Source organism: Photobacterium proteolyticum (assembly GCF_001939735.1).
Lineage (GTDB): Bacteria > Pseudomonadota > Gammaproteobacteria > Enterobacterales > Vibrionaceae > Photobacterium > Photobacterium proteolyticum.
The window spans coordinates 98285-124528 of the sequence record NZ_MJIL01000092.1; the positions used below are offsets into that span (position 1 = coordinate 98285).

The 26244-nt window shown below is 45.6% G+C and carries 23 protein-coding genes and 2 pseudogenes; 14 read left to right on the forward strand and 11 right to left on the reverse strand.

Annotation, left to right across the window (positions count from 1 at the left end):
• Positions 1–595 precede the first annotated feature (595 nt).
• The gene (locus BIT28_RS22355; RefSeq protein WP_245823835.1) at positions 596–1198 is read left to right on the forward strand and encodes a hypothetical protein; all 603 of its coding nucleotides are present in this window, start codon (positions 596–598) and stop codon (positions 1196–1198) included.
• Between the two features lie 566 nt (positions 1199–1764).
• On the opposite strand, the pseudogene BIT28_RS22365 reads toward BIT28_RS22355, so the two are convergent.
• Positions 1765–2644 (reverse strand): annotated as a pseudogene (locus BIT28_RS22365) (IS5 family transposase).
• Positions 2645–3509: 865 nt separating this feature from the next.
• Between BIT28_RS22365 and BIT28_RS22370 the strand changes: the two are divergent.
• Positions 3510–3989 carry a YgiW/YdeI family stress tolerance OB fold protein gene (locus BIT28_RS22370; RefSeq protein WP_075767163.1) on the forward strand — a complete coding sequence of 160 codons (480 nt, stop codon included), beginning with the start codon at positions 3510–3512 and terminating at the stop codon, positions 3987–3989.
• Between the two features lie 52 nt (positions 3990–4041).
• On the opposite strand, the gene BIT28_RS30080 is transcribed toward BIT28_RS22370, so the two are convergent.
• Positions 4042–4191 (reverse strand): regulatory protein RecX, encoded by a 150-nt coding sequence (locus BIT28_RS30080; protein WP_425439651.1) that lies wholly within the window; start codon positions 4189–4191, stop codon positions 4042–4044.
• 1037 nt (positions 4192–5228) lie between these two features.
• Between BIT28_RS30080 and BIT28_RS22380 the strand changes: the two genes are divergently transcribed.
• The gene (locus tag BIT28_RS22380) at positions 5229–5816 is read left to right on the forward strand and encodes an outer membrane beta-barrel protein (protein WP_075767164.1); all 588 of its coding nucleotides are present in this window, start codon (positions 5229–5231) and stop codon (positions 5814–5816) included.
• Between the two features lie 244 nt (positions 5817–6060).
• Positions 6061–6363: a carboxypeptidase regulatory-like domain-containing protein gene (locus BIT28_RS22385; RefSeq protein WP_075767165.1), complete on the forward strand. Its 303-nt coding sequence runs from the start codon at positions 6061–6063 to the stop codon at positions 6361–6363.
• 283 nt (positions 6364–6646) lie between these two features.
• Here the strand turns inward: BIT28_RS22385 and BIT28_RS22390 are convergent, their stop codons facing one another.
• The 5 genes from BIT28_RS22390 to BIT28_RS22410 form a co-directional block, all read right to left on the reverse strand.
• Positions 6647–7678: a DUF2955 domain-containing protein gene (locus BIT28_RS22390; RefSeq protein ID WP_075767166.1), complete on the reverse strand. Its 1032-nt coding sequence runs from the start codon at positions 7676–7678 to the stop codon at positions 6647–6649.
• Complete coding sequence (locus BIT28_RS22395) at positions 7668–8726, reverse strand: HlyD family secretion protein (RefSeq protein ID WP_075767167.1); 1059 nt, start codon at positions 8724–8726, stop codon at positions 7668–7670. The genes BIT28_RS22390 and BIT28_RS22395 overlap by 11 nt, the downstream gene beginning before the upstream one ends.
• 322 nt (positions 8727–9048) lie before the next feature.
• The gene (locus BIT28_RS22400) at positions 9049–10293 is read right to left on the reverse strand and encodes a Glu/Leu/Phe/Val family dehydrogenase (RefSeq protein ID WP_083652071.1); all 1245 of its coding nucleotides are present in this window, start codon (positions 10291–10293) and stop codon (positions 9049–9051) included.
• A 60-nt stretch (positions 10294–10353) separates the two neighbouring features.
• Positions 10354–12063, reverse strand: a complete 1710-nt coding sequence (locus BIT28_RS22405) for an FAD-dependent oxidoreductase (RefSeq protein ID WP_075767169.1) — start codon at positions 12061–12063, stop codon at positions 10354–10356.
• Between the two features lie 10 nt (positions 12064–12073).
• Positions 12074–12907 (reverse strand): bile acid:sodium symporter, encoded by an 834-nt coding sequence (locus BIT28_RS22410; RefSeq protein WP_075767170.1) that lies wholly within the window; start codon positions 12905–12907, stop codon positions 12074–12076.
• A gap of 449 nt (positions 12908–13356) precedes the next feature.
• Between BIT28_RS22410 and BIT28_RS22415 the strand changes: the two genes are divergently transcribed.
• The 3 genes from BIT28_RS22415 (at position 13357) to BIT28_RS22425 (ending at position 17184) form a co-directional block, all read left to right on the forward strand.
• The gene (locus BIT28_RS22415) at positions 13357–14283 is read left to right on the forward strand and encodes a SphA family protein (protein WP_075767171.1); all 927 of its coding nucleotides are present in this window, start codon (positions 13357–13359) and stop codon (positions 14281–14283) included.
• 539 nt (positions 14284–14822) lie between these two features.
• Complete coding sequence (locus BIT28_RS22420) at positions 14823–15725, forward strand: LysR family transcriptional regulator (protein ID WP_075767172.1); 903 nt, start codon at positions 14823–14825, stop codon at positions 15723–15725.
• 118 nt (positions 15726–15843) lie between these two features.
• On the forward strand, positions 15844–17184 hold the full coding sequence (locus BIT28_RS22425; protein ID WP_075767173.1) for an MATE family efflux transporter: 1341 nt from the start codon (positions 15844–15846) through the stop codon (positions 17182–17184).
• Between the two features lie 82 nt (positions 17185–17266).
• Here the strand turns inward: BIT28_RS22425 and BIT28_RS22430 are convergent, their stop codons facing one another.
• The 4 genes from BIT28_RS22430 to BIT28_RS22445 all read right to left on the reverse strand — a co-directional run bounded on the left by BIT28_RS22430 (position 17267) and on the right by BIT28_RS22445 (position 20988).
• The gene (locus BIT28_RS22430; RefSeq protein WP_075767174.1) at positions 17267–17872 is read right to left on the reverse strand and encodes a cytochrome b; all 606 of its coding nucleotides are present in this window, start codon (positions 17870–17872) and stop codon (positions 17267–17269) included.
• 332 nt (positions 17873–18204) lie between these two features.
• Complete coding sequence (locus BIT28_RS22435; RefSeq protein ID WP_075767275.1) at positions 18205–19242, reverse strand: alkene reductase; 1038 nt, start codon at positions 19240–19242, stop codon at positions 18205–18207.
• A 75-nt stretch (positions 19243–19317) separates the two neighbouring features.
• Complete coding sequence (locus tag BIT28_RS22440; RefSeq protein ID WP_075767175.1) at positions 19318–19878, reverse strand: carboxymuconolactone decarboxylase family protein; 561 nt, start codon at positions 19876–19878, stop codon at positions 19318–19320.
• A 210-nt stretch (positions 19879–20088) separates the two neighbouring features.
• Positions 20089–20988 (reverse strand): LysR family transcriptional regulator, encoded by a 900-nt coding sequence (locus tag BIT28_RS22445; RefSeq protein ID WP_075767176.1) that lies wholly within the window; start codon positions 20986–20988, stop codon positions 20089–20091.
• Positions 20989–21213: 225 nt separating this feature from the next.
• Here BIT28_RS22445 and BIT28_RS22450 point away from each other — a divergent pair, with 225 nt between their 5' ends.
• The 7 genes and pseudogenes from BIT28_RS22450 (at position 21214) to BIT28_RS22485 (ending at position 26236) form a co-directional block, all read left to right on the forward strand.
• Positions 21214–21537 carry a putative quinol monooxygenase gene (locus BIT28_RS22450; RefSeq protein WP_075767177.1) on the forward strand — a complete coding sequence of 108 codons (324 nt, stop codon included), beginning with the start codon at positions 21214–21216 and terminating at the stop codon, positions 21535–21537.
• Between the two features lie 71 nt (positions 21538–21608).
• On the forward strand, positions 21609–22145 hold the full coding sequence (locus BIT28_RS22455) for a nuclear transport factor 2 family protein (RefSeq protein ID WP_075767178.1): 537 nt from the start codon (positions 21609–21611) through the stop codon (positions 22143–22145).
• Positions 22146–22286: 141 nt separating this feature from the next.
• Positions 22287–22819 (forward strand): annotated as a pseudogene (locus BIT28_RS22460) (peroxiredoxin-like family protein).
• A 279-nt stretch (positions 22820–23098) separates the two neighbouring features.
• Positions 23099–23503 carry a helix-turn-helix domain-containing protein gene (locus BIT28_RS22465; protein ID WP_075767179.1) on the forward strand — a complete coding sequence of 135 codons (405 nt, stop codon included), beginning with the start codon at positions 23099–23101 and terminating at the stop codon, positions 23501–23503.
• Between the two features lie 60 nt (positions 23504–23563).
• A complete protein-coding gene (locus BIT28_RS22470) occupies positions 23564–23953 on the forward strand; it encodes a VOC family protein (RefSeq protein ID WP_075767276.1) in 390 nt (129 codons plus the stop codon).
• 743 nt (positions 23954–24696) lie between these two features.
• On the forward strand, positions 24697–25896 hold the full coding sequence (locus tag BIT28_RS22480) for a hypothetical protein (protein WP_075767180.1): 1200 nt from the start codon (positions 24697–24699) through the stop codon (positions 25894–25896).
• Positions 25889–26236: a hypothetical protein gene (locus BIT28_RS22485; RefSeq protein ID WP_075767181.1), complete on the forward strand. Its 348-nt coding sequence runs from the start codon at positions 25889–25891 to the stop codon at positions 26234–26236. The genes BIT28_RS22480 and BIT28_RS22485 overlap by 8 nt, the downstream gene beginning before the upstream one ends.
• The last annotated feature ends 8 nt before the right edge of the window (positions 26237–26244 follow it).

A 26244-nucleotide genomic window follows, 5' to 3' on the forward strand; every position in this document is an offset into this window, starting at 1 on the left:
ATGTGAAAAATAGTTATTTCTGTTTTATACAATTAGAATTTACATTTGTAAATTAATTTGACAATCATGAATGAAAAATGATCCATTCATATATTAAGTTGTTACTCATAAAGTAAGTGGATTTATTTGAAAGGATTAATATTATTTTATGTTTTAATGGTTGCATTGTTGATATGTATGATAGTTTTTATATGGATTATGTTCTATGTTAGGTGAAAATTCTTTAGCTGCTATTATTCTAGTTGCTTTAACCGGATGCTCATCAGTTGTAGGTGTTGTGAGAGATAAGAATACATTGACCCAGTCTCATCATCAACAGTTACAGTAATACGGACATCAACAACGACAACGACTGATGCTGTTGGCCATTATATATTGTCAGGAATGTTTATTACTGATGATACGATGATGATTAATGCTCCAGGTTATAATATATATACTGGAACATTAAAAAATGGAATTGGAAAAGAATTTATTGATGTGGAATTAGTCCCTAAAAATAAATAGTTATTTACCATAAACACCGAAAACCGAATCAGTAGGAAGGATCTTGTAATCTTTACCTGTAAGAGCATAGTGGCGTAGAGATACGATAATGTTAAGCGCTATCGGCATCATGCCAAAATATCATTCACCATTAATGGAGGTTAAAAATAAATTTATTATGGAGAAAAAATTACTGAGCAAATATTTGGAATACGCTGTAACAGAAGAAGCTCTTGCGGTTCTATTTGTTAAAAATAATCTTAACAAAGCTAAAGGCTACTGGGTCGATATATCAGACTGTCGAAGATATGAGATGTCTGAGGATGATTTGCACTTTAGATTTGTAAATGGTGGCCTTTACAAAAGAAAAATAAAACCTAAGTATCCTCCTAAGTCTGCCTTTACAGTTAATGGTAAATTTAAAGAAAGAGAGTATTACTTAGCAATACGCGCCATTACATGGGAAACAGCTCATAGAGACATAGAGCAGCAGAAACGAAAAAGAGTAAAAGCAGTAAACTTTAAAATTACTGGTGTCAGTTATGATAAAAATCGTGGAAACAAAAATTACTTTAGGTCTGATGCACCACAAGAAATAAAATCACTTGCGGATAACCTTTCTGATCGCACAAACCCTCTATGGGATAGGGCTATGGCCTATGTTAATGAGCCAGAGTTTGTTTACAAAATAAAGCAAATTCAGATTAGCTAATAACACGCGCATAATAAAGTGGTTAAGTCGATTATATTATTGTGACATTTGCTCCAAAATCAAAGGTGATTCATGTGTGCTCAAAAAACAGACAAAAAGAAGTGGCGCTATTAGTTAAGTTCTTTCAGGGAAAGGTTGATCTTAATCTTCTAGTGATAGCTGCTTCTATAAAACAACTAGATTATAAAGCTTGCATTGGAAGTATTGCGATACGACATGAAAAGCCTATTGATTATGTAGTGGATAATGTAAAAACTCTCAGGAATAATGGCTGGGTACGGTTAGGTCGGTACAGAGTATATAGTTATCCATTAAAGTACTCTCAGCGATTACATCTCACTGAGTTTGGTATTAACTCCCTTAATCAACACATTAATTCGTATAAAAAATACAAAAAAGAATTATTAATAAATAACCATCAACTTTGACATAAACTACATTGTTATGGGGTGCTTCTTTAATATAACGATGTCAACCTAACTCAATAGGGGAGCTATTGTGTGTATCTTTTGTGGCTTTGTTGCCTAAATCAAAAATCAAATAGATCTCTGCATTTAATTTAAACGTTAACGAACAGCCTGTGTAACCGGAATACCCAGTCTCGTTAAGTTATTCATTGCTCGAATTTCGGCATATACTTCACACACTTTTGCATTGTAATCCCTTAATATCAGTGATGAATTAATCAACGTCTTATAGCGGAACATCGCCGTTTCTGACAATGAGCGTTTATGATAACAAACCACTTTTTCCAATGATAGTTACTACCGTGAATATGCTGATTGGCGACACCTCGATTACGAGGAGGAATTAAAGGCAGGCTTTTTCTTGGCTGTCTGCTCATAACATCGTCGTATATCGTAAGCACTATTTCCTGATATTTTCTGATTTTTCGTTGTGTCTGTTGTAATAGTTAAGGAAGTACTTCTCCATCGATGACATTAGATAACGACATTTTAGTAGCAATAATCTGCTGTGAATCAGCATCAACGGCAAGATGCAGTTTACGCCAAACACGGCGCTTTTCCTTCCATGCTTTTTCATTTTCCACTCACCTTCACCGAAGACTTTTAGGCCAGTGGAATCAATGGCAAGGTGACGGATTTCACCTCGAATAGGCATTTTGATACTGATGTTAACGGTCTTCGCTCGTTTGCTAATATATGTATAACCAGGAGAGCGAAGGGGTAACTTCATCAGTGAAAATATAGAGTTAAGGAAGCCTTCAGATGATCGGAGTGTCAGTTTAAAGATACTCTTGAACCTCAGCGCAGTTGTGATTGCAGTATCTGAGTTCTGAAATCTTCGCCCACGGTACTCGCTATGTTGAGTACAAAGCCAAGAAGCTATTGCCTCTTCATCGACCCAGAAAGTAATCGAACCACGGTTAACAAGCGCTTAATTGTACTGCTTCCAATTAGAGGTGCTGTACTTAACTTTGGTCATTATGCTTACTTATACGGTTATGAGTAAGATCTGATCCGTAAGTACATAATTGGTTCAAAATGATTTAGGCAACAAAGCCGTTTTTTGTTCAACCTCAACCTTGTGAGTTATAAAAAGTTTAGATTTCGCATCAATAATCATTGATTTTATGTTTTTATGTTTAATGTTAATTAATATCTATGTCAGTATGGTATTTCTTGTTTTAGAGACCTAGCCAAAATTTAGGGCCCACCAGTTGAGCCTGGTTACTTTACTGAGTCGCTTTAGTTTCGGCGGCTTTTTTTGGTCATAGCATCACGGATTTTCGTTACCAATTTAACGTAGCATGCACTTAGCGAATAGAGGACGCAGCTGGGTTTTATGTTTTTTATATTGGTAGTTTTGTACCTTTCTTTTTTCCTTTATGATATATAGTCTTCGTTAATCCTTGTAGGGAGCAGTGGAGGCCGTCTTTTTGTTACAAAAGCTTATGATTCGAACTTTACTAATTATTGATAAGATTAAACACTGCTCATTCTTTTATGCTTTATGGTCTGATGGAGTTATTGAGCAAGTGGTTGTAAAAAATGGTCGCGTTGTTTTTTATCGGTGAACTCCTTTAATTGAACATAACGCCCGTAAACCAAATCGTAGGAAGGTCGCCCAAGGCGGCCTTTATCGTCTCTGTCTGTTACACGATCATGCCAGTTAGATTTAACGTAACAGGTACCGGTTTTTAGAGTATGATGACTTCTGTGTGATGTTACGCCTTTACCGCTGTTTGATAGGCCTGAACGTAATGTGAATTATAGGTTAACTAAACATTAAGCTGTGTTCTGTAAAGTACAGATTAAAAGAAAATAGGAATCAATAGTTAGGGGTGTATATGAACGTTCAAAATTTAGTCGAACAAGTCAAAGAAAAAATCAATAACATTCGGGTGGACAAAAAGAAATCTGTAGCCGCCGTTGCTATTCTTTCTACTTTATTGATTGGTTCCGGTGCAGCACTGGCATCTGATGGCGGTCATGATGGTAAAGATGATAAGGGTGAGTATCATACTGTAACTCAGTCTAGCATTAATTATACGGGACCAATCGATTTGGTCACTATCGCAGAATTGTCAGAAAAAGACAGTTGGTTTGAAGACCAGAGTTTTACGTTAGAAGGTTATATTATTAAGCAAGTCAATGATAAAAAGTTCTTGTTTACAGATGGTGCCGATGAAATTACTGTAAACATTAGAGCTGATAATGTTGAGTCCTTCTCTGATAAGGATAAAGTGAGAATTACTGGTGAGTATGAAAATGAATTTTTCTCAAAACCTCACTTTGATGTCAAACGAATCACCTTATTGTCGATTTAATCTACGTGACAAAAGTAAACAATACAATAAAGACCGCCACTTAGCGGTCTTTTTAATTTGATAGTAGCTCCATGATTAGGGTCATTGAGTGGCCTCTATATTGAAGATAACGGGCCTGCTTGGCCTTCTCTTTGGTATCTTCTGGCATTTCATCACCAAACTTCTTTGATCTCAGTTCTTCCTCGAGTTCAAACCAGTCCACCCCCAGAGCTTCTAAGGCCTGCTCTATCGCAACTGAGTCGAGTCCTTTTTGTTTTAGCTCTCGTTTAATGCGACTTAGTCCATGTCGTTTGCTAACTGTTTTCTGATTTCTTTTTCGATGAGTCTTGAGTCATCTAGGTAATGGTGTGAGACAAGACGATTGGGGAAATATTGCACGATAAGGAAGTAATATATTGATTATATTGATGTTATGTGAGCTTTGTTTAGACGTTGATTGTAATAAAAGGAGTGAGTTGAAAATACTGCAATGCCACTAGGGTACTTTTTGTCCCCTTGGTAGTTAAGGTACGACAGAATCGCTTTGTGATCACAACAAAACCTGGGGCCCTGTAACACGTTTCTGGACACAACTGTGTCAGTGAAATTGCTAATTTAGCAATCTATGAATTATTTCAAGTATGACAAAGTTGTCTTCTCTAATGCCACGTGAGGGCATGAAGAGCTAACCTCCATTTAGGAGGCCAAATTCACCGTACCACTACATTTGCATGGCTCAGTCTTCTTCGTGGATTTGTTTATGTCTGACGACTGATCAGATCGCACAAATTGGACTGAATTCACTTCTTTCTGGTGTTCTACTATTACGAGCAGCTAAGGTTTGAGTATAAGCAGTTATACTAAGAAGTGTAACCTTGAACACGAGTTACGTTTTTTGCTGAAGCCTTCAAATTTTTATGTTTATTTTTACCCTGTAAAGCCCTAATTTAGCATGGTTTTTTCATTTTTTTAAAGGCCCGTAAAATTTGACTGAGACCAAGCGTTTATCTTCGAGTTTTCAAATATCACCTCATTAAATCTAATAAATAAAAATTACAACGATATCTGCGGCAATTCAAATTAAACTTTGTTATGGAATTATAAGGATTTATTATGCAAATATTTCTTAGTGTAAACTTGACGGCTTATATGAAATGGAGTTAAATAATTATAGTTGTTGATATTGTTGACAGGCTATTATTAAAAACAATATCCAACCACCTTGTTATTGATTCTATTTTATTAAAGGTTTTCCTGTAAATGAATAAGTGCGTGTTAGTAATGTTATTACTGATTTCTTCATCGGTAATGGCAGAGATTAATTCCGGTAGAAGTGATTTTTCTCAGGATGTGTATCTTTCGGCAGGATTAGGTTCTCATGACCTAGAGAGACAAAAGAGTACACAGTTATCAGCCCTGTTTGGGGCCAGAAATTATTACCGGCATAACCATAATTGGTTCATTGGTGGTGAATTTGAATCCTCATATCATGGTAATGAAGAACTAACCACAGAAGGAGCCTATAGTATTTCTGTAGAGGAAAAGTTTTCTCTAGGTGCAAACATTCCTGTGGGGAAGCGTTTTTCGTTTTCAGGCGACTTTTCAGTTGATGCTTATGGATTGTTTGGTTATTCCATGACGCGACTAAAAGCCTGTACTCGATTAGGCGGTTCTTGCGTTAGCGATTCAAACACGGTCCATGGTCCGAAATGGGGGTTGGGTGTAGATGCTTCCTTTCCTGATTACATGATAGGTGCTCGCTGGACGCGAGTTAATCTTGATGGCGATTATGTCAACGATGCGTTAAGAGAGGAAAATATTACTCTTTTACTTGGTTACAAGTTCTAGTTAAAAATGTTTTTAATCCAATGTAAAATAGATTTGTTTATGTTTTCTATAATTTGCAATTCCAATTATAGAGTGATTTAAGATTTTTTGTATAAAAGAAGACTTATCCAAACATTTAGTCGTTACTCATTATACAGGTCATTTTATTGAAAAGGATTAACGTTCTATTTTATGGTAATGGTGACATTATTGACATATATGTGATAACTTTCACACGTTGTTTGTTTTATATGGGTTATATTTGATGATAGATAAACGTTTTTTAGCCGCAATAACTCTAGTTGTTCTAAGTGGATGCTCATCAGTTGTAGGTGTTGTAAGAGATAAGAATACATCGACCCCAGTATCATCAGCCACAGTAACAGTAATACGGACATCAACAACAACAACGACTGATGCTGTTGGTCATTATATGTTGTCAGGAATGTTCATTTCTGGTGATACGATAATGATTAATGCTCCTGGTTATAATATATATACCGGAACTTTAAAGAGTGGAGCAGGAAAAGAATTCATTGATGTGGATTTAGTTCCAAAAAATAAATAGTTATTTACCATAATGCCGTATTCTATGCACCATGACAAAAGGTTTGCTACTGTCAGACCTTTTGTTGTGTATCGCTCAGGACCATGGATTAGAAAATGGAGTGCAAATCAACATTAACAGACTGTGAATGAGTCTTAGCACTAAGTCACAATGGGGCAAAGACGTGTTTGCCGAGATCGGCGTCAGCACGTCCTTGGACATTTTCTTGTTAATACTTTTGCTCTAATTTCTCTATTACCTATGAGAAAAGCTGAATAGCCAGCTTCGATGAAGAATAGATCGTTTACGGTTTCAGCGCTGGCCGGAAGGTTTCTAGGACGAAAGTCGCAGCCACTGCATAGATCGCTGCAATGCCCAACTCAAACAGGCGATAGCTCAGGTTTTCAAAACCGGTACCAGAGCCGTAAGGGCTGATCGATGGGCCGAAAATCAGAAGCACTACGCTCATTGCGAAGCTGGCAAGTGGCGCCCAAGGCGCCTCCGATACGACGGCGCGCGCGAAGACGATCATTACCGGCAATGTGAGGGCCACCAGGAATAAAAAGTTCGGAGCTGCCGCCGTCAGCTCAAACATCACTACTGCGACCATTCCGCCAACAATGTTGGCTGCGAGTATTCCCTTGGCGAGACCTGCCGTGCGCGAAAAACCGAGGGTCGAGGCGAATACCGCGATGTAGAGCGGTGTATGCGCGTTGTGCCAGTCAAAAGCCAGGTAAACGAGCTCGTAACCACCAACAATCACCGCTAAGGCAGCCGCGCGCCAATCGGCCTCGGCGGGTGGCAAGACCGGACGCGGCTTCGGCTCCGGCTCACCAGGCAGCGGCGGAAAGAGGACGAAGAGCACGTAGCTTACAATTACACATAGCCCGATATTCCAGAAGAAGGATGCCGAGATATCCCATGTCCCATGAAGTGATAGCTTTGCGGTCAGAGGAGGTAGCACAAGACCAATCAGGACCATCAGGATAATCAATACTGGCCCGCCGCGAAACAGCGAACGAAAAGTCACAAACAACATTGGTATCAAGAGTAGCGCGAAAAGCGGCGATAACAACCTCGACATAGCGGCAAGGTAATAGGACACTAGCATAACAATAAGAACCGCCACAAGCAGTTTGAGAGCCTCCGCTACTCGCAACGGGCGGCCGGCCTGAAGCAACAAAGGTAAGAAGATCGGTGCAAGGTAGGCGAGCGTCCATTGGTATACCATGGCCACCAGGAAGACAACCGTGATGCCAATGCCGAGCCGCAGTGCACGGTGCTCGAGAACACGGCGGGCGTCGCAAGACACCGACGCAGTCGAGTCAGTAGGCATACGAGACCAAACTCATCAGCCGCATCCACATGACCGCAAGCGCGTTCATGAATCGGCTCTCGCCGGTATAGACAACGACGTCAGCCTGTCCGTTCACCATGCGCCGAATATCGTGGCCCTCACTGCCTACCTGATAGTCTGGCATGACGATGCGTACCGGAAAGCGCTGCGGTTCGCGCATCCAGCCATCCACTCTCGGTGCACTGGGTAGGCTGCCCTCTCGCGTATCATCGGAGGCGGCATAGGTTATACTGGCCACTACGCCATCAAATATCCGTCCAGGGTAGAGATCGAGCGAGATTTCGGCGGGGTCGCCAATGTTGATATTGGCGATATTATTTTCCTTCATGTAAGCCTCGACCCAGAGTTCTTCAAAGGACACGAAAGTAAGCAAAGGGCTCCCTGCTCGCGCATAAGCGCCTGAAGTGACAGTAAGATCTACGATAACGCCACGCGCCGGAGCACGCAGTTTGGTCCAGTCAAGTGCCAACTCAGCCTCACCAAGGACGGCGACGGCCTCGCGTATTTGGGGGTTATCCGCGCCTTCTACACCATACTCACGCCGTACCCGATCGAGATCGGCCTCAGAGGCCGCGACCGCGCTTTGCGCTGCCTGCAACGTCGCACGAGCGTTATCCCCCCTCGCTTTCGATACAATACCGCGGCTCTCCAATTCAAGCGTACGCGCTGTCTGCAACTCGGCATTCTCGAGATTAGTGCGTGCGGCGGTAAGGTTCGCAACAGAGACCTCAATGGCGGATGATCCGGCACCAACACTCTGAGTAGCAAGTTCGAGCGCCGCTCGTGCTCGGTCCACCTTGAGCTGATATGGCCGTGGATCGATGCGCGCGAGCAGGTCACCAGCCTCAACGACCTGCCCGTTGTTGACGGCCACCGCAGTGACATGGCCGGATACCTCGGGGACGATGTCGATCACCATTGCTTTCACGCGAACATTTGAAGTGTAAGGTGTGATCCGGTCTGCAACGAGATACCAGATGAAGATCAAGATTGCGAGTATCGCCGAAGTCACCACAGTAGCTTTCATGACGTATCCTTCCCCGCCTGTCCCTTCCAGAACAACCCCGTTAGCCTAAAAACGCTGCCTAGCTTTGTTAACTTCCGTAATTGGCTCATGTCAGTTTAGTTTCCTTCGGATCAGGATGATCAAATAGGTCAAACTACGCCTTCCGTCGTCCCACGTCCGCAGTTGACGAGTATAGGAGGAATAAACGTCCTTTTACGTCCAACCTACTAGCAAATATAGTACCTCAGCCAATTGCTGTCGGGGCGCTTTATCCGTTGTTGCCTGCAAGCCGTGCTGCAAAAATGCCGGAGGCGTGATAGGTCCGCAGCGGCCCATTATCGGCTCAGAATGGGAGATCGGTCTTGAGGTGTACTCGCGACAGTGCAGCCTTCACTACGCGGCGTATGGCCAGCACAAAAGCTGCCGTTCGCATGTCGATCTCATACTCGTTCGCGACCTCCTTTACCGAATGATAAGCTAGCTTCATTTTCTTATCCAATTCCTGGTTGACCCGTTCTTCATCCCATCTGAACTGTTGGATGTTCTGCGCCCACTCGAAATAGCTCACGGTGACGCCACCGGCGTTGGCAAGAATGTCCGGAATGATCAGGATCCCCCTGTCGTTCAGGATTTCGCTGGCTTCGGGCGTTGTCGGCCCATTTGCCCCTTCAACAATAATGCGCGCCTTGACGTCGGCGACGTTGTCCTTGTGAATGGCGTCCTCCAGAGCCGCGGGCACCAGAACGTCCGCGTCCCAGGTGATGATTTCGGAACTATCAAAGGCCTCGCCCAGCGAGAACCCCTTGACACCGCCCTGTTCGGCGACCCAGGCCACTAGGGCAGGTATGTCAAGGCCGGCTTCGGCGCAGACTCCACCGGTATGATCGGCTACGGCAACGATCTTTGCACCCCGCTCCGCGATCAGCCGTGCGGCATTGCTGCCGACGTTGCCGAACCCTTGCACGGCAACCGTAATATCCCCGAAACTCTTACTCTGCTCTGCCAGCGCCTCCGCCAGCACGTCCATGACCCCGCGGCCGGTCGCCGCTTCGCGACCTTCCGAACCAAACAGGTCCAGTGGTTTGCCAGTCACGACGCCGGGCGAGAAACCGGCGTACTTGGAATACTCGTGCATGATCCAGCCCATAACCATGGCGTTGGTATTGACGTCGGGCGCCGGGATATCCGAGGTCGGACCGATGACTTCCTTCATCTGCTCGACGAAGCGGACCGTGATCTGGAACAGGTCCCGCTCGGACAGGGCATGAGGATCGCAGTTGATACCACCTTTGGCACCGCCAAACGGCACGTCCACCACTGCGGCTTTCCAGGTCATCAGGTTGGCCAGCGCGGCAGCGTGTTCCTCATCCATCGACGGATGAAAGCGCAGGCCCCCCTTCATCGGTCCGCGGGCAGAGTTATGCTGTACACGGTAGCCCTCGTAGGACTGCAATTCGCCGTCTTCCCCCTCGATGGCGATGCCCACCTTGACGGTTCGGAGCGGCGTCAACAGAATCGTTCGGGCCTTGTCAGGCAATCCGAGCACATCAGCGGCTTTATGAAAATAAAAATGGCTTTCAGCGAGCATGTTTCCTCCCGGGAATTCCACCGCGGTGTAACATCTTGGTGTCATTAATGGATGGGGCCGCTACTCAATCGGCCCCTCCTGCAAGAAGAACGAAGCATAGGTCCTGGACAACATGCCTCCGGAGATATTCTTCACCTCGAACCCGTTCTGGAGCAGCACGCGCGTAGCATAGTAGGAACGCTGTCCCGAGCGACAGAAGACGTAAATTGTCTGGTTTCGGGGTAGTTCGTCCAGACGGTCCCGCAGTTGCGCAAGGGGAATGTTAACGGCGCCCTCGACGTTCTCCACGGCAAGCTCGAACGGTTCGCGCACGTCGAGGATCACGCCTTCGCCTATTTCGTTCCAATGGCTGAGCGGCATGTCACCCTTGAGCACGTCGGCCGCGATCATCCCCGAAAAGTTCACCGGGTCTTTGGCGCTGCCGTACTGGGGCGCATAGCACAATTCGGATTCCTCGAGGTCGTACACAGTCGCAGCCATCTGGATCAGACTGGCCAGGGCGCTGATGCGTTTGTCCACACCTTCCTCGCCCAGCGCCTGTGCACCGAGCAGCCGCCCGTCGGACTTGCGGAATAGGACTTTCATCGCGATCGGCTTCGCACCGGGGTAATAGCCTGCGTGAGAGTTCGGGTACAGGTAGATCTTCTCATAGTCCTCGTCACCGATACGCTTCAGCGTTTTTTCGCTGGCGCCGGTCCAGGCCGCTGTGCCTTCGAACAGTCCGATGATGGCCGTTCCCTGCGTACCCCGGAATCGTGAGTTACGGCCGGCGATCACGTCCGCGGCAATGCGCCCCTGCCGGTTGGCCGGGCCAGCCAACGCCACCAGGCTCCACCTGCCAGTCACAAAATCCCTGACTTCTACCGCGTCGCCGGCGGCGAAGATGTCAGGTTCGCTGGTGCGCATCTGTTCGTCGGTGCGGATTCCGCCAAGCTCCCCGATTTCTAGCCCGGCCTGTTTCGCCAGCGCCGTGTCAGGGTGCACACCGATGCCGAGCACCACGATATCCGCTGGGTACATCGCTCCTGACTGGGTATGGACTTCCAGCGCGCCGGTGGATGACTGCCGGAAGTCGGTGGCGCCGTCTTTCAGCACGACATTGACGCCATAGCGTTCTAGGTAACCTTCCACGACGCGCGCCATCTCCCGGTCTAACGGGCCCAGTATCTGGTCACCCATCTCCAGCAGCGTTACGTCGAAGCCCCTATGGACAAGGTTTTCCGTCATTTCCAGCCCGATGAATCCGCCGCCTACGACTACCGCGCGGATCTTCGGCCGGACGGCCTGGATTCCGGAATACCGGTTCATCCCGGCTAGAAATGGTGTACCTTTTTCTAACCATTGACGAATTTCCCGGGCGTCCGGCACGGTTCTTACCGAGAAAATGCCCGGCAAGTCTATTCCAGGCAGCGGTGGCCGGATCGACGGCGCTCCGGGTGACAGAACCAGCTTGTCGTAGGATTCGGTGGTAACTTTGCCAGTCGCCAGATCCTTGAGGTCCACGGTCTTTTGTTTTGGCGAAATGGCTATCGCTTCACATCGTGTTCGGGCATCAACCTTGAATAGGGCTTGGAACGTCGCGGCTGTCGCCACCAGCAGTTCTGACTCTTCGGGAATAACACCGCCAACGTGATAGGGCAAACCACAGTTCGCATAGGAAACATAGGGCCCGCGTTCGACCATGATGATTTCGGCATTTTCGTCCAAACGTCGTAGCCGCGCAGCGCAGGAGGCACCACCTGCAACTCCACCAATGATAATGACTTTCATGCTTTCTCCACTAATTAGTCGGAACTTGCCGGGCGAACAGGTGTGCCGCTACCATTGCGACGATCGCCGCGAGCGGAACGACTAGAACGATCATCACGAACAGGCCCGGCGGCGGGTTCGTGATGCCGAAATACGCGGCGATATTGCGCGTGCACATACCAAGCGCCATGCTGCTGCGCTGTTGCTGTTTCAGGCCGAAGCCGATCTTGTATGATATCGTTGTGATCGCGAGTAAGAACAGAATCAGGGCTCCGGGGGCAAAGCTGCCTACGGCCCCGAGCATGTCGCTTCCGTAGAGCACCAGGGTGAGCACCAGAGTGAGTACCAGGAAGATCCCGCCGATCTTCTTGACCACCGGGAAGAGTTTTTCCGCTGCATTCGGGGCCCCCCTTCGAATTGCACCTCCAATCAACAGCGGCAACAGCACCATGATGAGCAGCGGTTTGGCCAGCGACCACACGTCCACAGTCAGCCCCTTGATCATCAGCGGCGCCAGCAAAGGCAGTAACAGCACGGTGCCGAGTGTAGTCAGCAGCATAAATGCGCCTGCGAAGTGCATATCGCCGCGAGCCTTTCGCACCATCAGTGGAAAGAAGGGCGCGGTCGGCGCCAGGCTGATCAGGAGCAACCCGGCCGCGTAAGCTTCCATCAGCGGAATGAGCCTGATAATGAGCCAGGCGAGCACCGGACCGACCACCCAGCCCCAGACGAGGATCAGTGCAATAGCATGGGCGCTCCGCAGCGTTTTCAGCGCCTCGCGCAGATTCAGCTCGAGGCCCATGGCCGCGAGGTTGGCCACCGTAAATACCACGACTATGATATTGAAAACGGTTTGCAGGCTCATGATCCTTTCCCTTCCGAGTTTTTTGCAGCATTGAAGGAGGTGGTATTGCGATAAGTCGCCTGACCAGCCCCAATAAAATATAGTAGCAAGAAACAAGAAGAACAATTCAGCAGGTTCATAATGTTAGTAAACCGAATGCTTACCGAAGCTCTATCATTTGCAGAAATATTGATACCAGACAATTGGGTATAAAACGTAAAGCGTTTTACTTTATCACCTCCCTTTATCCATTTGTTTTATATTCTAATCACTTCATTTAGGATTGCTGCAGTTAAATAATTCTCACTAATAACACTTCCTCCTAATTTTTTCGTGCTAATTTATATTATTCTGGCTATAAATACTTTTTATGCATGCTGATACAAAGGGGATTTGATGGTTAACTTGCTGAGAATAAAGCAGTCATTATTAAACTTTAACCGTTCAGCGCAGTGTAAATAGTTGTGTTTATGCGCCACATTATTACTTTTTTATTCATTGTGAATTTTTTGAGCCAAAGTACCATTGCTGCTGAAGGTGGGTACAGTAACTACATTCCTGGAAGTTATGGTGACTTTGGTATGGCACTTGCGCCGACTGAAACGTGGACCTTGCGCAACGATACATACTATTATGACGCCAGCACCAGCAAAACTGTACAGGGCGGTAATCTCGCAACAGATTTAGATTTACAGTTTCTTATGAATTTCACTACGTTGCTGTATAAACCTGAGTTCAAAATTTTTGGTGCACAGTATACTACTGGTATATTTGTCCCTTTCGTAAATCTGGATACTGAAGCAAGCTTAGAGGTGAAGGAGTGGAATCAGGTATTAAACTCCAAAGATAGTGCTTCGGGGTTGGGTGATGTATCTCTGATACCTTTTGCGCTTTTTTGGAATAAAGGCAACTTCCATAGTTCATTCGCTCACTACATAATCATTCCAAGTGGTGACTACGACGTTAATAATTCGATTAACAGCGGGTTGAACTACTGGAGCTTTGATACCAATTTCGCGATAACTTATCTGAATCCAGAAACAGGTCACGATTTTTCATTCAACCTTGGTCATATTTACAATACTGAAAATGAAGATACCAACTACCAAACTGGCCAAGAAATACACCTTGATTTAGCTCTCAACCAGTTTTTTTCTGATAGTTTTGCTGTTGGCATCCATGGTTTTTACCTCAAGCAAGTTACTGGTGACAGTGGCTCTGGTGCACTCTTGGGGGATTTTAAAGCAGAAGCCGTTGGCGTGGGTCCTGCTTTATTATGGAATACAAAAATATCTAATCAGTATGTTTCGTTTATCGCAAAATGGCTACATGAAGTGAACGCTGAAAACAGGCTTAGGGGTGAACACTTATTCTTAAGTTTTTCCGTTAATTGGTGAAATACATGGCAATTGGTCTCAGTCCGCTATAAAGCGTTTAGTATTATTGTACTCTTAGTGACGTGACATTGTTAATTTGGCCATTGTTTCCGGGTATTCTGTATTAGCAACAGTACTGCAAATATGAACCTTAGTTGCTAACGAGCGCTTAGGTGCCTTAGTGAAGTTTCGAGCTAGAATCTCTCGCGCGACCATCAGGCTCCGAGAGCCGCATTAACTGAAAGATGACAAATTCACATGAACTCCAGCTCTAACACATAAAGGAGCAGAACTTCGTTAGAGCGTAATATCTGAGGCTGCTCTGGGCAGAGAGGTGCAGGCTCTTCCATTCCAAATTCCATGCGCCAGATAAAGCCTGGTACCGAAACTCACAACATTAATTTTTCTTTATTGTACAAACAGTTAAAGGACGGATTAAACAGGGCGGCAAGAATACATAATTCTCTATAACGCACAATAATAATGTTTTGGTGTGATATATTTCACCCAATGCGAGACGGCAGGTATGGCGGTGGGCTGAAAAATGGATAGGGGCCGATATGCAAAAATTACATAAAAGGGTGGAGCGCTATGTTCTTTTTAGTGAAGTGGCCAAACTATTAAGCTTCGCCAAGGCGGCGGACAGCTTAGATATTTCTCGCAGTTATCTTTCGAGCCAGATCAAGCAGCTGGAAAAAGAGCTGGGTACCAGTTTGTTGATCCGCTCAACGCGGCAAGTACGCCTAACACCAGCCGGCTTTAAAGTCTTGGAGAAGATGCAGGAGATTAACGGCTCGATTATCAGTTTGGAGCGCGAGTTGGATCAAAGCAAAAGTGAGATAGGCGGGCTACTTAGGATCACGGCCCCTGAAATGTTTAGCCAATCTTATCTGACTGAGATCTGTCATCAGTTTAAACAAAAACATCAGGACATCGAGTTTGAAATTGATGTCAGCCATAACCTGCATGATCTTACTCAAAGTCGGTTTGATCTGGCTATTCGCGCAACCAATACACCGCCTGAAAATATGGTTGGCAAAAAACTGATGAGTTATCAGCATATTTGCTGTGCATCACCTGAATACCTCGAAAAGTTTGGTCAGCCAGAGCAGCCCCTCGATTTAACGGAACACCACTGTTTATCCAATTCACAGAACAGAACATGGCCTTTTTATGACGGCCAAACTCGGGTTGAGGTTGATATACAAGGTACATTTTCTGCGAATAACCATTTTTTATTGTTGCATGCGGCAATGCAGGGGCAGGGCATAATAAAGGCACCGGATTACTTGGTTCAGCGAGCGTTGAAAACGGGAGCCTTGGTGCAAGTGCTAGACAACTATTTTATTTGTAAAAACGATATGTTCCTCATCTACCCGCAGGTGATCCGCCGCAGCGCCAGTTTGTCCGCGTTTATTGATTTCCTGCAGCAGTGGTTTAGCGCCGACCCCGTCAAGCGCTAGCGTACGCTCCTAATCTAATTATCCCTTTTTCTCTTTTTTGCTGAGCAGGCAAAGGGATCCGTGTGCTCGCTGTTTAGTGAACTTGAGCTTCTATACATTTAATAATGCAGATAGGTTTATGATTATTTATAAAAAAATATTTACTCTCGCGGTTCCCTTGGCATTGCACAGCATGCTGTTTTCCTGTTTGGGGTTTATTGATACCTATATGCTGGCCATGTTAGGTGGGGACACTGTTGCGGCGGCAGGGATCGGAGCGAAAACCTTGTGGTTTGTACTGAACCTGATTATTGGCGTCGGTGGCGGTACGGCAATCTTTTGTGCCCAACATTGGGGCGCAAAAGATCTCACTGAATTTCACAAAACAATCCATATCGGGCTCTTCTATAGTATCTTGACGGCTGCTGTTATCGTGCCTGTGCTCTACTTCTTTGCTCCCTCTATTGCCGGACTGATGACCAATGAAGCGGCGATTGTTGAATTGGCTGCTGGATATTTACAGATCACAGCCCTGACGGTCTTGGTGGGGGCATTTTCTGTGATTTGGAGTGCTGGCATGCGTGCTTTGCAAAAACCGAAAGTGGTGTTGTATCTGTTTTTGGTTGAGTTGGTATTAAATGTCACGTTTAACTATCTACTGATCTTTGGTGTATGGGGGCTGCCTGCGCTTGGTTTAGTGGGAGCGGCCTGGGGAACGCTGGCTGCCCGTTTGCTGTCTACCCTGTTGTTTTTCTTCTATATCTCTCGCCAGCAACCTTATCTGATGCTTTCAGTAACCGTTTGCAAGCAGGCACTTCACTGGCCTGCGCATTCGACGTTTTTAAAGATAAGTTTGCCGATTATTGCCGGGGAGTTTATCTGGAGTGGCGGTGTGTTTTTATACCATGCAATCTACGGAAATATTAGCACGGCAGCCCTGGCGGCTATCTCTATTTTATCGCCTATTGAGGTGATGACTTCCGCATTAAGTTGGGGCTGTGCGGCTGCTGTTGGTATTTTAATTGGTGAAAAAATAGGCGCCGCCCAACAAAAAGAGCTGAACAACTATGTTACTGCTGGGTTTGTTTCTGCCATTTCTGTCGGGCTGATTCTGGTGGGATTGCTTTGGTTTAGCCGACATTATGTGTTGGGACTATTTAGCGCGATTGAAGCAGATGTACAAGCCATGCTCTATACGTTATTCCCCTTTATCTTAGCCAGTATCTTTTTACGCTCCATAACAATGACAGCGATGTCAGGCATTTTAAAAAGTGGCGGCGATACGCAATTTACCATGAAGCTGGATTTCTGCGCACAATGGTTGGGAGCGGTTCCCCTTTCACTGATCTTTGCTTTTTGGTTTCGCTGGCCTGTCGAGATTGTTATTTGTGCTGTGTTGCTGGAAGAAGGTATAAAGCTTATTCCTATCCTTTACCGAATTAAAAGTGGAGCCTGGGTGAAAAAGCTGGCTGAAATCTAAGCAGCCAGATTTATAGCAATATGCCGGTTGCTGATAAATGCTGACTGCTTGGAATGAGTAATTATTGCCAGAAAATTACGGCTTATCTAAGCCATGGTGCCATTCGTTTTAGGACAATATCTTTTCGAGCCACATGATGATAAATCGCAGCTCCTGCGTGCAAAATAATCAGGAACCAACAAACATATGCCCCCGTGTTTTTATGAATGGCATCGACAATCGGCTCAAAGTGTTCCCAATCCGTTTGCAACCACTTCTCGACAACCAGGGGGTATAGGGGGGTGTCATTAAATTTAGGTATATCAAATAGAAAGAAAAAATTCGTGTCTAATTTGGTGCCCATGTAACCCGTTATTGGCAAAATGATCATGACTGCGTACAGGCTCCAATGCATGGCATGCGCTGCCAAGTGTTCGAACTTGCTTCCGCCTGGTACATCATTGGGGGTTTTATTGATTAGTTTCCAAAGTATGCGTAAAGCGACAAATACTGCAATAGTGATCCCAAAAGACAAGTGCAGATAGAGTGCAATCATATTTGAGTTAAGCTCGGTCATGCTAAATCCACCTTCGCTAAACCAATGTCTATAATAGACAGAACCATAAGCACCTAAGAATCCAAATGCGACCAGCCAGTGAATAGCAATAGCAATTAACCCGTAGTTGTCCTTTGTATTTCCCATTTTCATATATTCACTCCGTATTCGATCTTTACATCAGGTACTCAAAGATTGCTTGTATCATTCCATTCACCTCATGACGGAACAATTGCTACAAATTGACTGAGTTGTTCGATTAATTTGATAGACCAGGATGATTTATAGTAAGTGCTTGAAAAATAACATTGCGTGTAACCTGTTGAGGCTGCTCACCACAACCAATATCGGTATGGTATGCAATTTTGCATGCCATGCTGCTACTAAAAGGGGGAGCAGTGCTGAAACCATTGTTTATTGCCACCCGATATAGACTCAAAGTACTTTCGACAAATTCTCCTCATATTCCTTTCTTTCCTCATTCGTCATACCAGCTCGTTCAACATCTCAGCGCTGTAAGTGGTTAGCGGCTGTCGGGTACGTACCTTTTCAACGAAATCCGGGTTGGCGATCAGCGGGCGGCCGATAGCGATCAGATCTGCATCCCCCTTGTGTAGCGCCTCGCGACCCCGCTCAGCATCATAGCCTCCGCACGCGATCACAGTGCCTTGATAAAGACTGCGAATGTACTGGGTAACCGTGCCGGCAAGATGTTCCTGCTCACTGTCTTCAAACATCCCGGTGTGAACATAGGTCAGACCGTAATGATTGAGGCGTTGCAAGACATAATCCGAGACGGCTTTATCGCGATCATCATGTTCCAGGTGTAAATACCCCACCGGTGATACTCGAAGACCGACATGGGGGATCTCCAGCTTCACCGCACCCAGTACTTCAAATAAAATACGGGCCATATTCTCTGCACTGCCGCCCCAGTCATCTGTACGGCGGTTGGTATCCCAGTGCAGAAACTGATCCAGCAGGTAGCCATTGGCAGCGTGGACCTCCACACCATCAAAGCCGGCTTCACGGGCATTGGCTGCCGCCTGGGCGAAGTCCTGAATCATCTGGCGGATTTCTGCCTCGGTCATTTCACGCGGCACAGCATATTGCAGATCGTCAGTGCGCGGCACACGCCCCTTCAAGGCAACGGCCGAAGGCGCGAGAGGCTTTTCACCATTGAGATAGATAGGGTGTGAAACCCTGCCGGTATGCCAGATCTGGGCGAAGATTTTGCCGCCTTTTGCATGGACTTTCCTGACCACCTTTTCCCAGCCTGCTACCTGTGCCGGGGTGAAGATGGCAGGGGTATTGGGGTATCCCTGGGCGCTTGGCGATATCATGAGTGACTCAGTGATAATCAGGCCAGTGTCAGCACGGCGGGCGTAGTAATCAGCCATCGCATCGGTCGGAACTAGATCATCATCGGCCATGCTACGGTTCATGGGGGCCATGACAATACGGTTGCTCAGGGTAAGATCACCGCTGAGATCAAAATGGTTAAACAGGATATCTTGGTTCATACCGCCGGTAATAGCGGCCACTTTGCTTTCAAGTTTCTTCGTCATAACGGTTTCCTTCAATTTACCATCTCGTATCTAACGCTCACTGGCTGGTGACCAACGCTTGGCCATGGATATACCATCGAGCTCTGTGCCGACTAAATGATTGGTGTAATTGCTCATTACTTTTAAAGTGATCAGGGCGATTACTTCCAGTGCGTTTTGCTGGCTGTAACCGGACTTAAAAAAAGCGTCAACCAGCGTCTGTGACATCACCCCGCGCTGTTCGACAAGCTTCAGTGTGAAACTGCGTAGCGTGGCTAATTTGGGATTCCCTATCGGCTGGTCATCGCGAATGGCATTGATCACTGCCATATCCACCCCGTGCGTTTCAGCGTACTGAGTATGACCTGCCATGCAGTATCGACATTCATGAAAGCGATTGACGGTCATCAGTACCACCTGACGTTCGGTCGGGGTTAAGTCTGTTTTACCCGCTTGCTCAGACAGATAGACATAGCTATTGAGCAGAGCCGGTGATTCGGCCATGTAACCGAGCAGGTTCGGTACAAAGCCCATTGAAGCTTTCGCTGCCTCTAGCTGAGCCAGAGAGTCTTGTGGTGCGTTATATTGGCTGTACTTGATAAATTTACTCATTATCTATCCCCCCGGAAAGCCGTGGTTTTGTGATGGGAGAAAGATAACCGACATGTTTATTGAATAGAACGCATGGAATATGAATAGCAACTATTCCAAAACAGAATTTATAGGGTGGGTAAATTGCCCTTATTTGATATTTCACAAAATGGGGAGATCCGGCTCTGTATGCCGGAGAGTATTGTTATTGCCGGCCTGGCAGCCGGCAATTTACTGATAAATCGTTTTATCAGATAACTGTTGTTTCAAGAAGTCGACAAAGCATCGAACTTTAAGCGGCACATAGCGACTTTGAGGGTAAATCGCATTAAAAGGAAGCGGTTTTGCTACATAATCAGACAACACCTGTTTCAGCTCACCCGATTTAAGATGTTCATCGACCATCCAGATCGGGAGCTGGGCAAGCCCCGTTCCATCAAGAACCAGCTTAAGGATCACATCACCGTTATCGCCCTGAAAGTTACCATTAACAGCGACGGAGATATTCTTGTCCTGATGGGAAAAATGCCAAATGTTGACAGTTTTCAGCATCGAGTACACCAGGCAATTATGGCGTCGTAATTCAGTGGGCTCTTTAGGTTCACCGTGTTGAGCCAGGTATTCGGGGGCGGCGACTAACAACATAGGATTGTCGAACAGGTGCCTGGCTATTAGGGATGAATCTTCCAGCTCTCTGGCCCGGATTGCCACATCGACACCTTCGCTGATAAGGTCCACATGCTTGTCACTTAATGCCAAATCAACCTTGATTTCAGGGTAGAGGGATAAAAACTCTGACAGGATTGGCGCGATGACAAGACGGCCAAAAACAACCGGTGCCGTGATCCTGATAATCCCTTTTGGTGAAGCCACCTGGGAGCGAGCACTTGCTTCCGCTTCATCCAGTTCGCCAATGATAGACACACATTTTTCATAATATTCCGCGCCAACCTGGGTCAAAGAGAGCTCACGGCTGCTTCTGGTTAGCAACTTGACACCCAGCATGGTTTCCAGGGCTGCAACTTTTTTGCTGATTGTGGCTTGGGTTGTGTTTTTCTCTCGGGCCGCCGCTGAAAAACTGCCGGTTTGTACTACCCGGATAAAAGCCCGCATTGCACCTAACTGATCCATTCGCCTTCCTTATCAATTCCAATATCGAATAGATGGTATTCATTTTAGCATTCTTATATTCAATTTAGATAGCCCCTATTATTACCTCAACGTTAGGCAGCAGTCATAACCGCCAGTGAGACCTACTGGCTAGAAATGCACTGAAGAATATAAAGCAGCCTACCTGAATGGGCGTGACAGGCCCCTGATTAATAGAAAACATAACGTTTTAAGAGGTAAACCATTATGTCCAAACATCTCGTATTTTATGTCGAGTTTGATGTAAAGCCTGAGTGCGTCGACAAGTTTGTCAAAGGCGCGACCGGTGTCCTTGAGGCGATGTCACACGAAGATACCTTTGTATCGACTTACTTTCACCGCCACGCCGACAACCCTAACAAGTTCACCCTGTACGAGCGCTGGGACGAGCCGTCAATGGATGACTTTATGAAGAACCAGTTGCAAGGCAAATCATACCGCGACGAGTACGAAGCCTACTTGCCGGATCTACTGGCCAGCCCGCGCAAGTTCACCGTACTGGATCCGGTTGATGAATGGGAAAGCAAATAACCCCTGTTTTCGTTAATAGCATAACCCCGCCTCAGGCCTTGGTCAGGGGCGGAAAACCCGAGGAAAGAATCATGGATATGCAACAAAAAATGCAAGAGCTGCTCGATAAGCAGGAAATGACAGAAGTCATGTATAAGTTCGCCCGCGCCCTGGACCGGGTTGACGGTGAACTAATGAAGTCAACCTACTGGGAAGATGCGATTGAAGAACATCAGGACCCTATCTTCCCGGATCTGTTCTTTTATAACGATAACGCTCACGCCTTTGTTGAGCCGGCAATGGAAGGGTTTAAAGCCCTGAAAGTCACTCAGCACCGTATCAGCAATCCGCTGATCGAAATTGATGGCGATATGGCGACAGCCGAGTGCTATGTCTGGGCTTACCATGTTCACGAAGAAGACGGGGTCGACAAAGAGGGTATCTTGGGAGGCCGACATCATTTCCGCTTTGAACGTCGCGACGGCGTCTGGAAGATCAAGCACCGTTCAACTGTATTTGACTGGAACCAGAACCAGAACGCAACAGCGATCTGGGCGGAAAACTACAGCGATAAGTTACGCGGTAAACGTAATAAAGATGATGACAGCTATAACTACATCAGCATCTAGCTGAAGCCATTGTGATTGTTTAGCAGGCACACCATTTTCAAGCGGTTGTGAAGCCATAAATCCACTGCCACGGTTTCACAACTGCCTGATTTGTGCATAACCAGATGCAATTCGTATGCAGACGATGAGAAGGAAAACATTATGACGGCGAACAAATTTAAGGCTGGCGAGCCGTTTCCAGTTATTAAGTTGCCACATTAAACGGTGGCAACATCTCCCTTGGCATGCCACAAACCGGTTTTGACTGGAAAATGGTGGTGGTCTATCGAGGCAAGCATTGCCCGCTTTGTACCCGCTACCTCAATGAGCTTGAAAAGCTCAAAGACGACTTTTTTAAGCTTGGTATCGATATTGTCGCAGTTTCTGCCGATAGCGAGGCACAAGTAACGGCTCATATGGCAGATCTGACGGTAAGTTATCCCGTTGCGTATGGCCTGAGCATAGAGCAGATGCAACAGTTGGGACTCTACATATCCCAGCCCCGATCGGTGCAGGAAACCGATCATCCATTTTCCGAACCTGGCCTTTATGTGATCAACGACAAGGGCCAGGTACAGGTTCTCGATATTTCCAACGGTCCCTTTGCCCGACCTGAATTGGGGATCCTGCTTTCCGGGCTGGCATTTATCCGTGATCCGGACAATAACTACCCAATTCGCGGAACCTATGAATAAACGCCAACTTAAATGACTTATTGCACGAGTCAATGAGGATATGATGAACATGAAATTACCCCAACAGTTATTAGTCACCACCTTACTGTTCAGCGCTATGGCTGGTTGTGCAGCCGAACAGCTGGCAGTCGAGAGTGCGGTTACAGAACTACAGCCATAAAACATCCACTCCCTTCACTTGCCTCTAAGCCAGGTGAAGGGGGGAACCTTGGCTGGAGAACCCCAGGACACAAACGTGTTAGAATAAAGTGTGTCCCCTTCCTTAACCGAAGAAGTCAGATGCCGTCCTCTCCCAAGACATACTATGAAACAGAAATAGACCGCCTCTACAACGAGCTACCTCTACGGCCCAAACAGTATATCCTGATCCGGCAGTCCAAGGCCTTCATGGAGAAGTATTACGCCGAAAGGGTTGAGCTGAACGATTTGGCTGAAGCGGCATTTATGTCTCGCTTTCACTATGTGCGGATATTCAAGCAAATGTATGGGGTAACCCCTAGAAACTACTTGAAAGATATGCGTATTTCAAAAGCCAAACAGCTTCTGAGGCAAGGCTGTTCGATTACTGACACCTGCTTTGAAGTGGGGTATGAAAGCTTAACGACGTTCTCCTCTGTTTTTAAAAAGTGTACGGGTTACTCTCCACGAGAGTTTCAAAAGCGTCATAAAAGCAATCTGGAATAAGTTTTTGCTCGATGCGTTCGTTACCTTGTACATATTCCATAACAGCAAAGGTGCATGCCAGTGATTAGAATCTGCGTAACAAGCGTTTCTGTTGATGATCAGGACAAAGCATTAAACTTCTATACCAACGTTTTAGGGTTTACCAAGAAAACGGAAGTTCCGCTCGGGGAGCACAAATGGTTGACCGTTGTATCGCCACAGGAACAATCGGGCGTTGAGTTACTGCTTGAGCCTATGGCTTTCGAGCCTGCGAAGCTTTACCAAAACTCCCTTAAAGAAGCAGGGATCCCTTGGACATCTTTCGCTGTCGACGATATCCACAAAGAGTACGAAAGGCTTTCAAGCCTGGGGGTGCAATTCTCGATTGCTCCCAGGGAGGCAGGGCCGGTGATGATTGCAGTACTGGACGATACCTGTGGTAACTATATCCAGCTGATGCAAGAGCTATAAAGCGCCTGCCAATGAAAGCCCCGACGCCTTAGAGGCAATAGGCGCAACAGGCAAATCAGGTGGCACGAATGGTGCCACCTGATTGAAATGTGTCTGCCTTTCCCCGAGTGATGCCGTGAATACTCAATCGCCAACAAATAACCCACCAGATATTGATGCCCGGGCGAGGTGTTTTCGTTCTTAGTACAACGTTAAATATGGAATACCAGCTACTGTATGATACGTTTGGCTTGCGTGGCTGCGGGTTCTTTAAATTTGAAGACGGGCTAATTACGTTTCAGCGAGGATATTGGGATAAGCTGAGTTTCTTGAAGGCTCATAATTTGCCTATTCCAAATTAATTTCTAGTTAACATACTGTTCTGCACCGCGGCCGAAAATCGGCCGCCTGTGTTATCACTCGTCTGAGAGATAAGTGATGACACGGCTTATCAGATAATTATCTCAAGCATCAAATCAAAAATAGTATTAACCATTGTTGCGGTGAATAGACGAAAGAGAAGTTTTCAAAGTATGGAGCTAGGCATAGGCGTGGTAATGCTGATACCCAAAGGAGATAACCGAGTGTGTTTATTTGATTTATCACCTCTTCATTTAATACCGATATATCACTAGCTACATTAACTCAATAACTTGTTTTTGTGAGGTAGAGCACTATCAACATGGCTAATACCATAATTATATGCTGTTTGTATGATATGATTTTTCTTCCAGAAATTCATTTAGTTACAGAGATATAGATGTATGAACAAAAAGCTTCTAGCAAGTATCATTGGGCTGTCATTTTGTGCTTCAGCACAAGCTGCGGTGTCGGTTATAAGTGATACTACTAACGCAATCACTTTAAAGGTAACGGAAAGTTATACTCTTGGCGATAATGATACGATGACAAGTGCCAAAGACATTAACTTAGAATCTGCGAAGAAATCAGCATCAGATTATGCTGGTACATATGTTGAGAGCGAATTAGAAGTTTCTGGCAACAAAATAACGAAACAGCAAATTAGAATACTTACTGCGGGCTTTATGGAAGTTAAAGATCGTACTAACTCTCGCTCAATTGATAAATCCGGTAACATTGTTCTCAATACAACAGCCAATATTAGATTATCAAAAGAGTCGATTCGAGATGGCTTGGCAAAACTTAAGTCGGATCCTGAGCGTAAAGCAAAAATTAAGTCATTGGAAGCCGATAATAAGCGACTTCGAGATGAGTTAGTCTCACTGACACGCAAGATTAATTCTGATAACTCTAGTACAGAGTTAATGAAGGCGCGTGAATTGGTGTTAGATGAGTTGGATCGTAACCGCGAAGCTACACGTCAGGCCTTCGAGCAAGGTACCTTGTTTCAGTTAGCAATGCTTGAAGATAATGAATACGATCTCGCACTTGATGACTTAACCATGAACGTGTTGAACGTATTTAAAAATGAAACCAAAGTCACGATGGGTAAGCCTAACTTCGTTAAAAATAAAGATGGTAGTTTTAATGTATCTGTGCCAGTAGATTGGAACCTTCCAACCAAAAGTACGCTACCAACACTTAGTAAGTATTTTAAGATTGACGATTTTTCCCGTCGTTGCCGAAGGATTAAATACTCGGTTTGTCTTTCCTATTACAATAATAATGACGATAGACAAAAGAAACCTTATACAGAAAAGCTTCTTGGGGCGCTCAAATCCAAGGTTATCGCTATCGAAATCGACTCAAAATATGGCAAAGGTTACTTACCAATCAGCGGTGAACTTGGTCATGTTGGTAACGACACATACGGTTTTCAACACGCAAATGACTCGAAAAACAAAAACCTTCTTAGCTATAGTTACAGAAATCCTATTATTATCAGGAATTTATCGGAGTCACAACTTAGATCTATTACGTCACTAAATGCTAAGGTGGTTGTGATGAATAAAGATGACCTTTACAGATGGAAGTATGACTAAATATTTGGCCTTATCAATCATTCTGTTTAGCTTTGGTGTTTCTGCTGATATAGAAGGTAGTGCATGTGTTCCTGATTCTGGTAATAGGTATATCGACGAGATCACAGCAAAAGCCAAAGCTAAGGGGGCGCTCTCTCATGAGCTTGGAGCTACGGTTACCGCAAAGACTCGCTTAGAGACGGTGACAGAAGAGAGTGCCAATAACATCCAAACAAAGGATGTGCTTACAGAAGAGATCAATTTAAAGAGTAAGCATCAGATTACAGGCGTCCAAACCGTGTTTTCTGATTATAAGCTTTTAAATGGTGAACGTTATTATTGTGTTGAACTGACACAGTAAATTCGCTT

Coding starts and splice junctions, on each gene's coding strand:
- BIT28_RS22355 (WP_245823835.1), top strand. CDS start 596: ATGTTAAGCGCTATCGGCATCATGCCAAAATATCATTCACCATTAATG.
- BIT28_RS22370 (WP_075767163.1), top strand. CDS start 3,510: ATGAACGTTCAAAATTTAGTCGAACAAGTCAAAGAAAAAATCAATAAC.
- BIT28_RS22380 (WP_075767164.1), top strand. CDS start 5,229: ATGAATAAGTGCGTGTTAGTAATGTTATTACTGATTTCTTCATCGGTA.
- BIT28_RS22385 (WP_075767165.1), top strand. CDS start 6,061: ATGATAGATAAACGTTTTTTAGCCGCAATAACTCTAGTTGTTCTAAGT.
- BIT28_RS22390 (WP_075767166.1), bottom strand. CDS start 7,678: ATGCCTACTGACTCGACTGCGTCGGTGTCTTGCGACGCCCGCCGTGTT.
- BIT28_RS22395 (WP_075767167.1), bottom strand. CDS start 8,726: ATGAAAGCTACTGTGGTGACTTCGGCGATACTCGCAATCTTGATCTTC.
- BIT28_RS22400 (WP_083652071.1), bottom strand. CDS start 10,293: ATGCTCGCTGAAAGCCATTTTTATTTTCATAAAGCCGCTGATGTGCTC.
- BIT28_RS22405 (WP_075767169.1), bottom strand. CDS start 12,063: ATGAAAGTCATTATCATTGGTGGAGTTGCAGGTGGTGCCTCCTGCGCT.
- BIT28_RS22410 (WP_075767170.1), bottom strand. CDS start 12,907: ATGAGCCTGCAAACCGTTTTCAATATCATAGTCGTGGTATTTACGGTG.
- BIT28_RS22415 (WP_075767171.1), top strand. CDS start 13,357: ATGCGCCACATTATTACTTTTTTATTCATTGTGAATTTTTTGAGCCAA.
- BIT28_RS22420 (WP_075767172.1), top strand. CDS start 14,823: ATGCAAAAATTACATAAAAGGGTGGAGCGCTATGTTCTTTTTAGTGAA.
- BIT28_RS22425 (WP_075767173.1), top strand. CDS start 15,844: ATGATTATTTATAAAAAAATATTTACTCTCGCGGTTCCCTTGGCATTG.
- BIT28_RS22430 (WP_075767174.1), bottom strand. CDS start 17,872: ATGAAAATGGGAAATACAAAGGACAACTACGGGTTAATTGCTATTGCT.
- BIT28_RS22435 (WP_075767275.1), bottom strand. CDS start 19,242: ATGAACCAAGATATCCTGTTTAACCATTTTGATCTCAGCGGTGATCTT.
- BIT28_RS22440 (WP_075767175.1), bottom strand. CDS start 19,878: ATGAGTAAATTTATCAAGTACAGCCAATATAACGCACCACAAGACTCT.
- BIT28_RS22445 (WP_075767176.1), bottom strand. CDS start 20,988: ATGGATCAGTTAGGTGCAATGCGGGCTTTTATCCGGGTAGTACAAACC.
- BIT28_RS22450 (WP_075767177.1), top strand. CDS start 21,214: ATGTCCAAACATCTCGTATTTTATGTCGAGTTTGATGTAAAGCCTGAG.
- BIT28_RS22455 (WP_075767178.1), top strand. CDS start 21,609: ATGGATATGCAACAAAAAATGCAAGAGCTGCTCGATAAGCAGGAAATG.
- BIT28_RS22465 (WP_075767179.1), top strand. CDS start 23,099: ATGCCGTCCTCTCCCAAGACATACTATGAAACAGAAATAGACCGCCTC.
- BIT28_RS22480 (WP_075767180.1), top strand. CDS start 24,697: ATGAACAAAAAGCTTCTAGCAAGTATCATTGGGCTGTCATTTTGTGCT.
- BIT28_RS22485 (WP_075767181.1), top strand. CDS start 25,889: ATGACTAAATATTTGGCCTTATCAATCATTCTGTTTAGCTTTGGTGTT.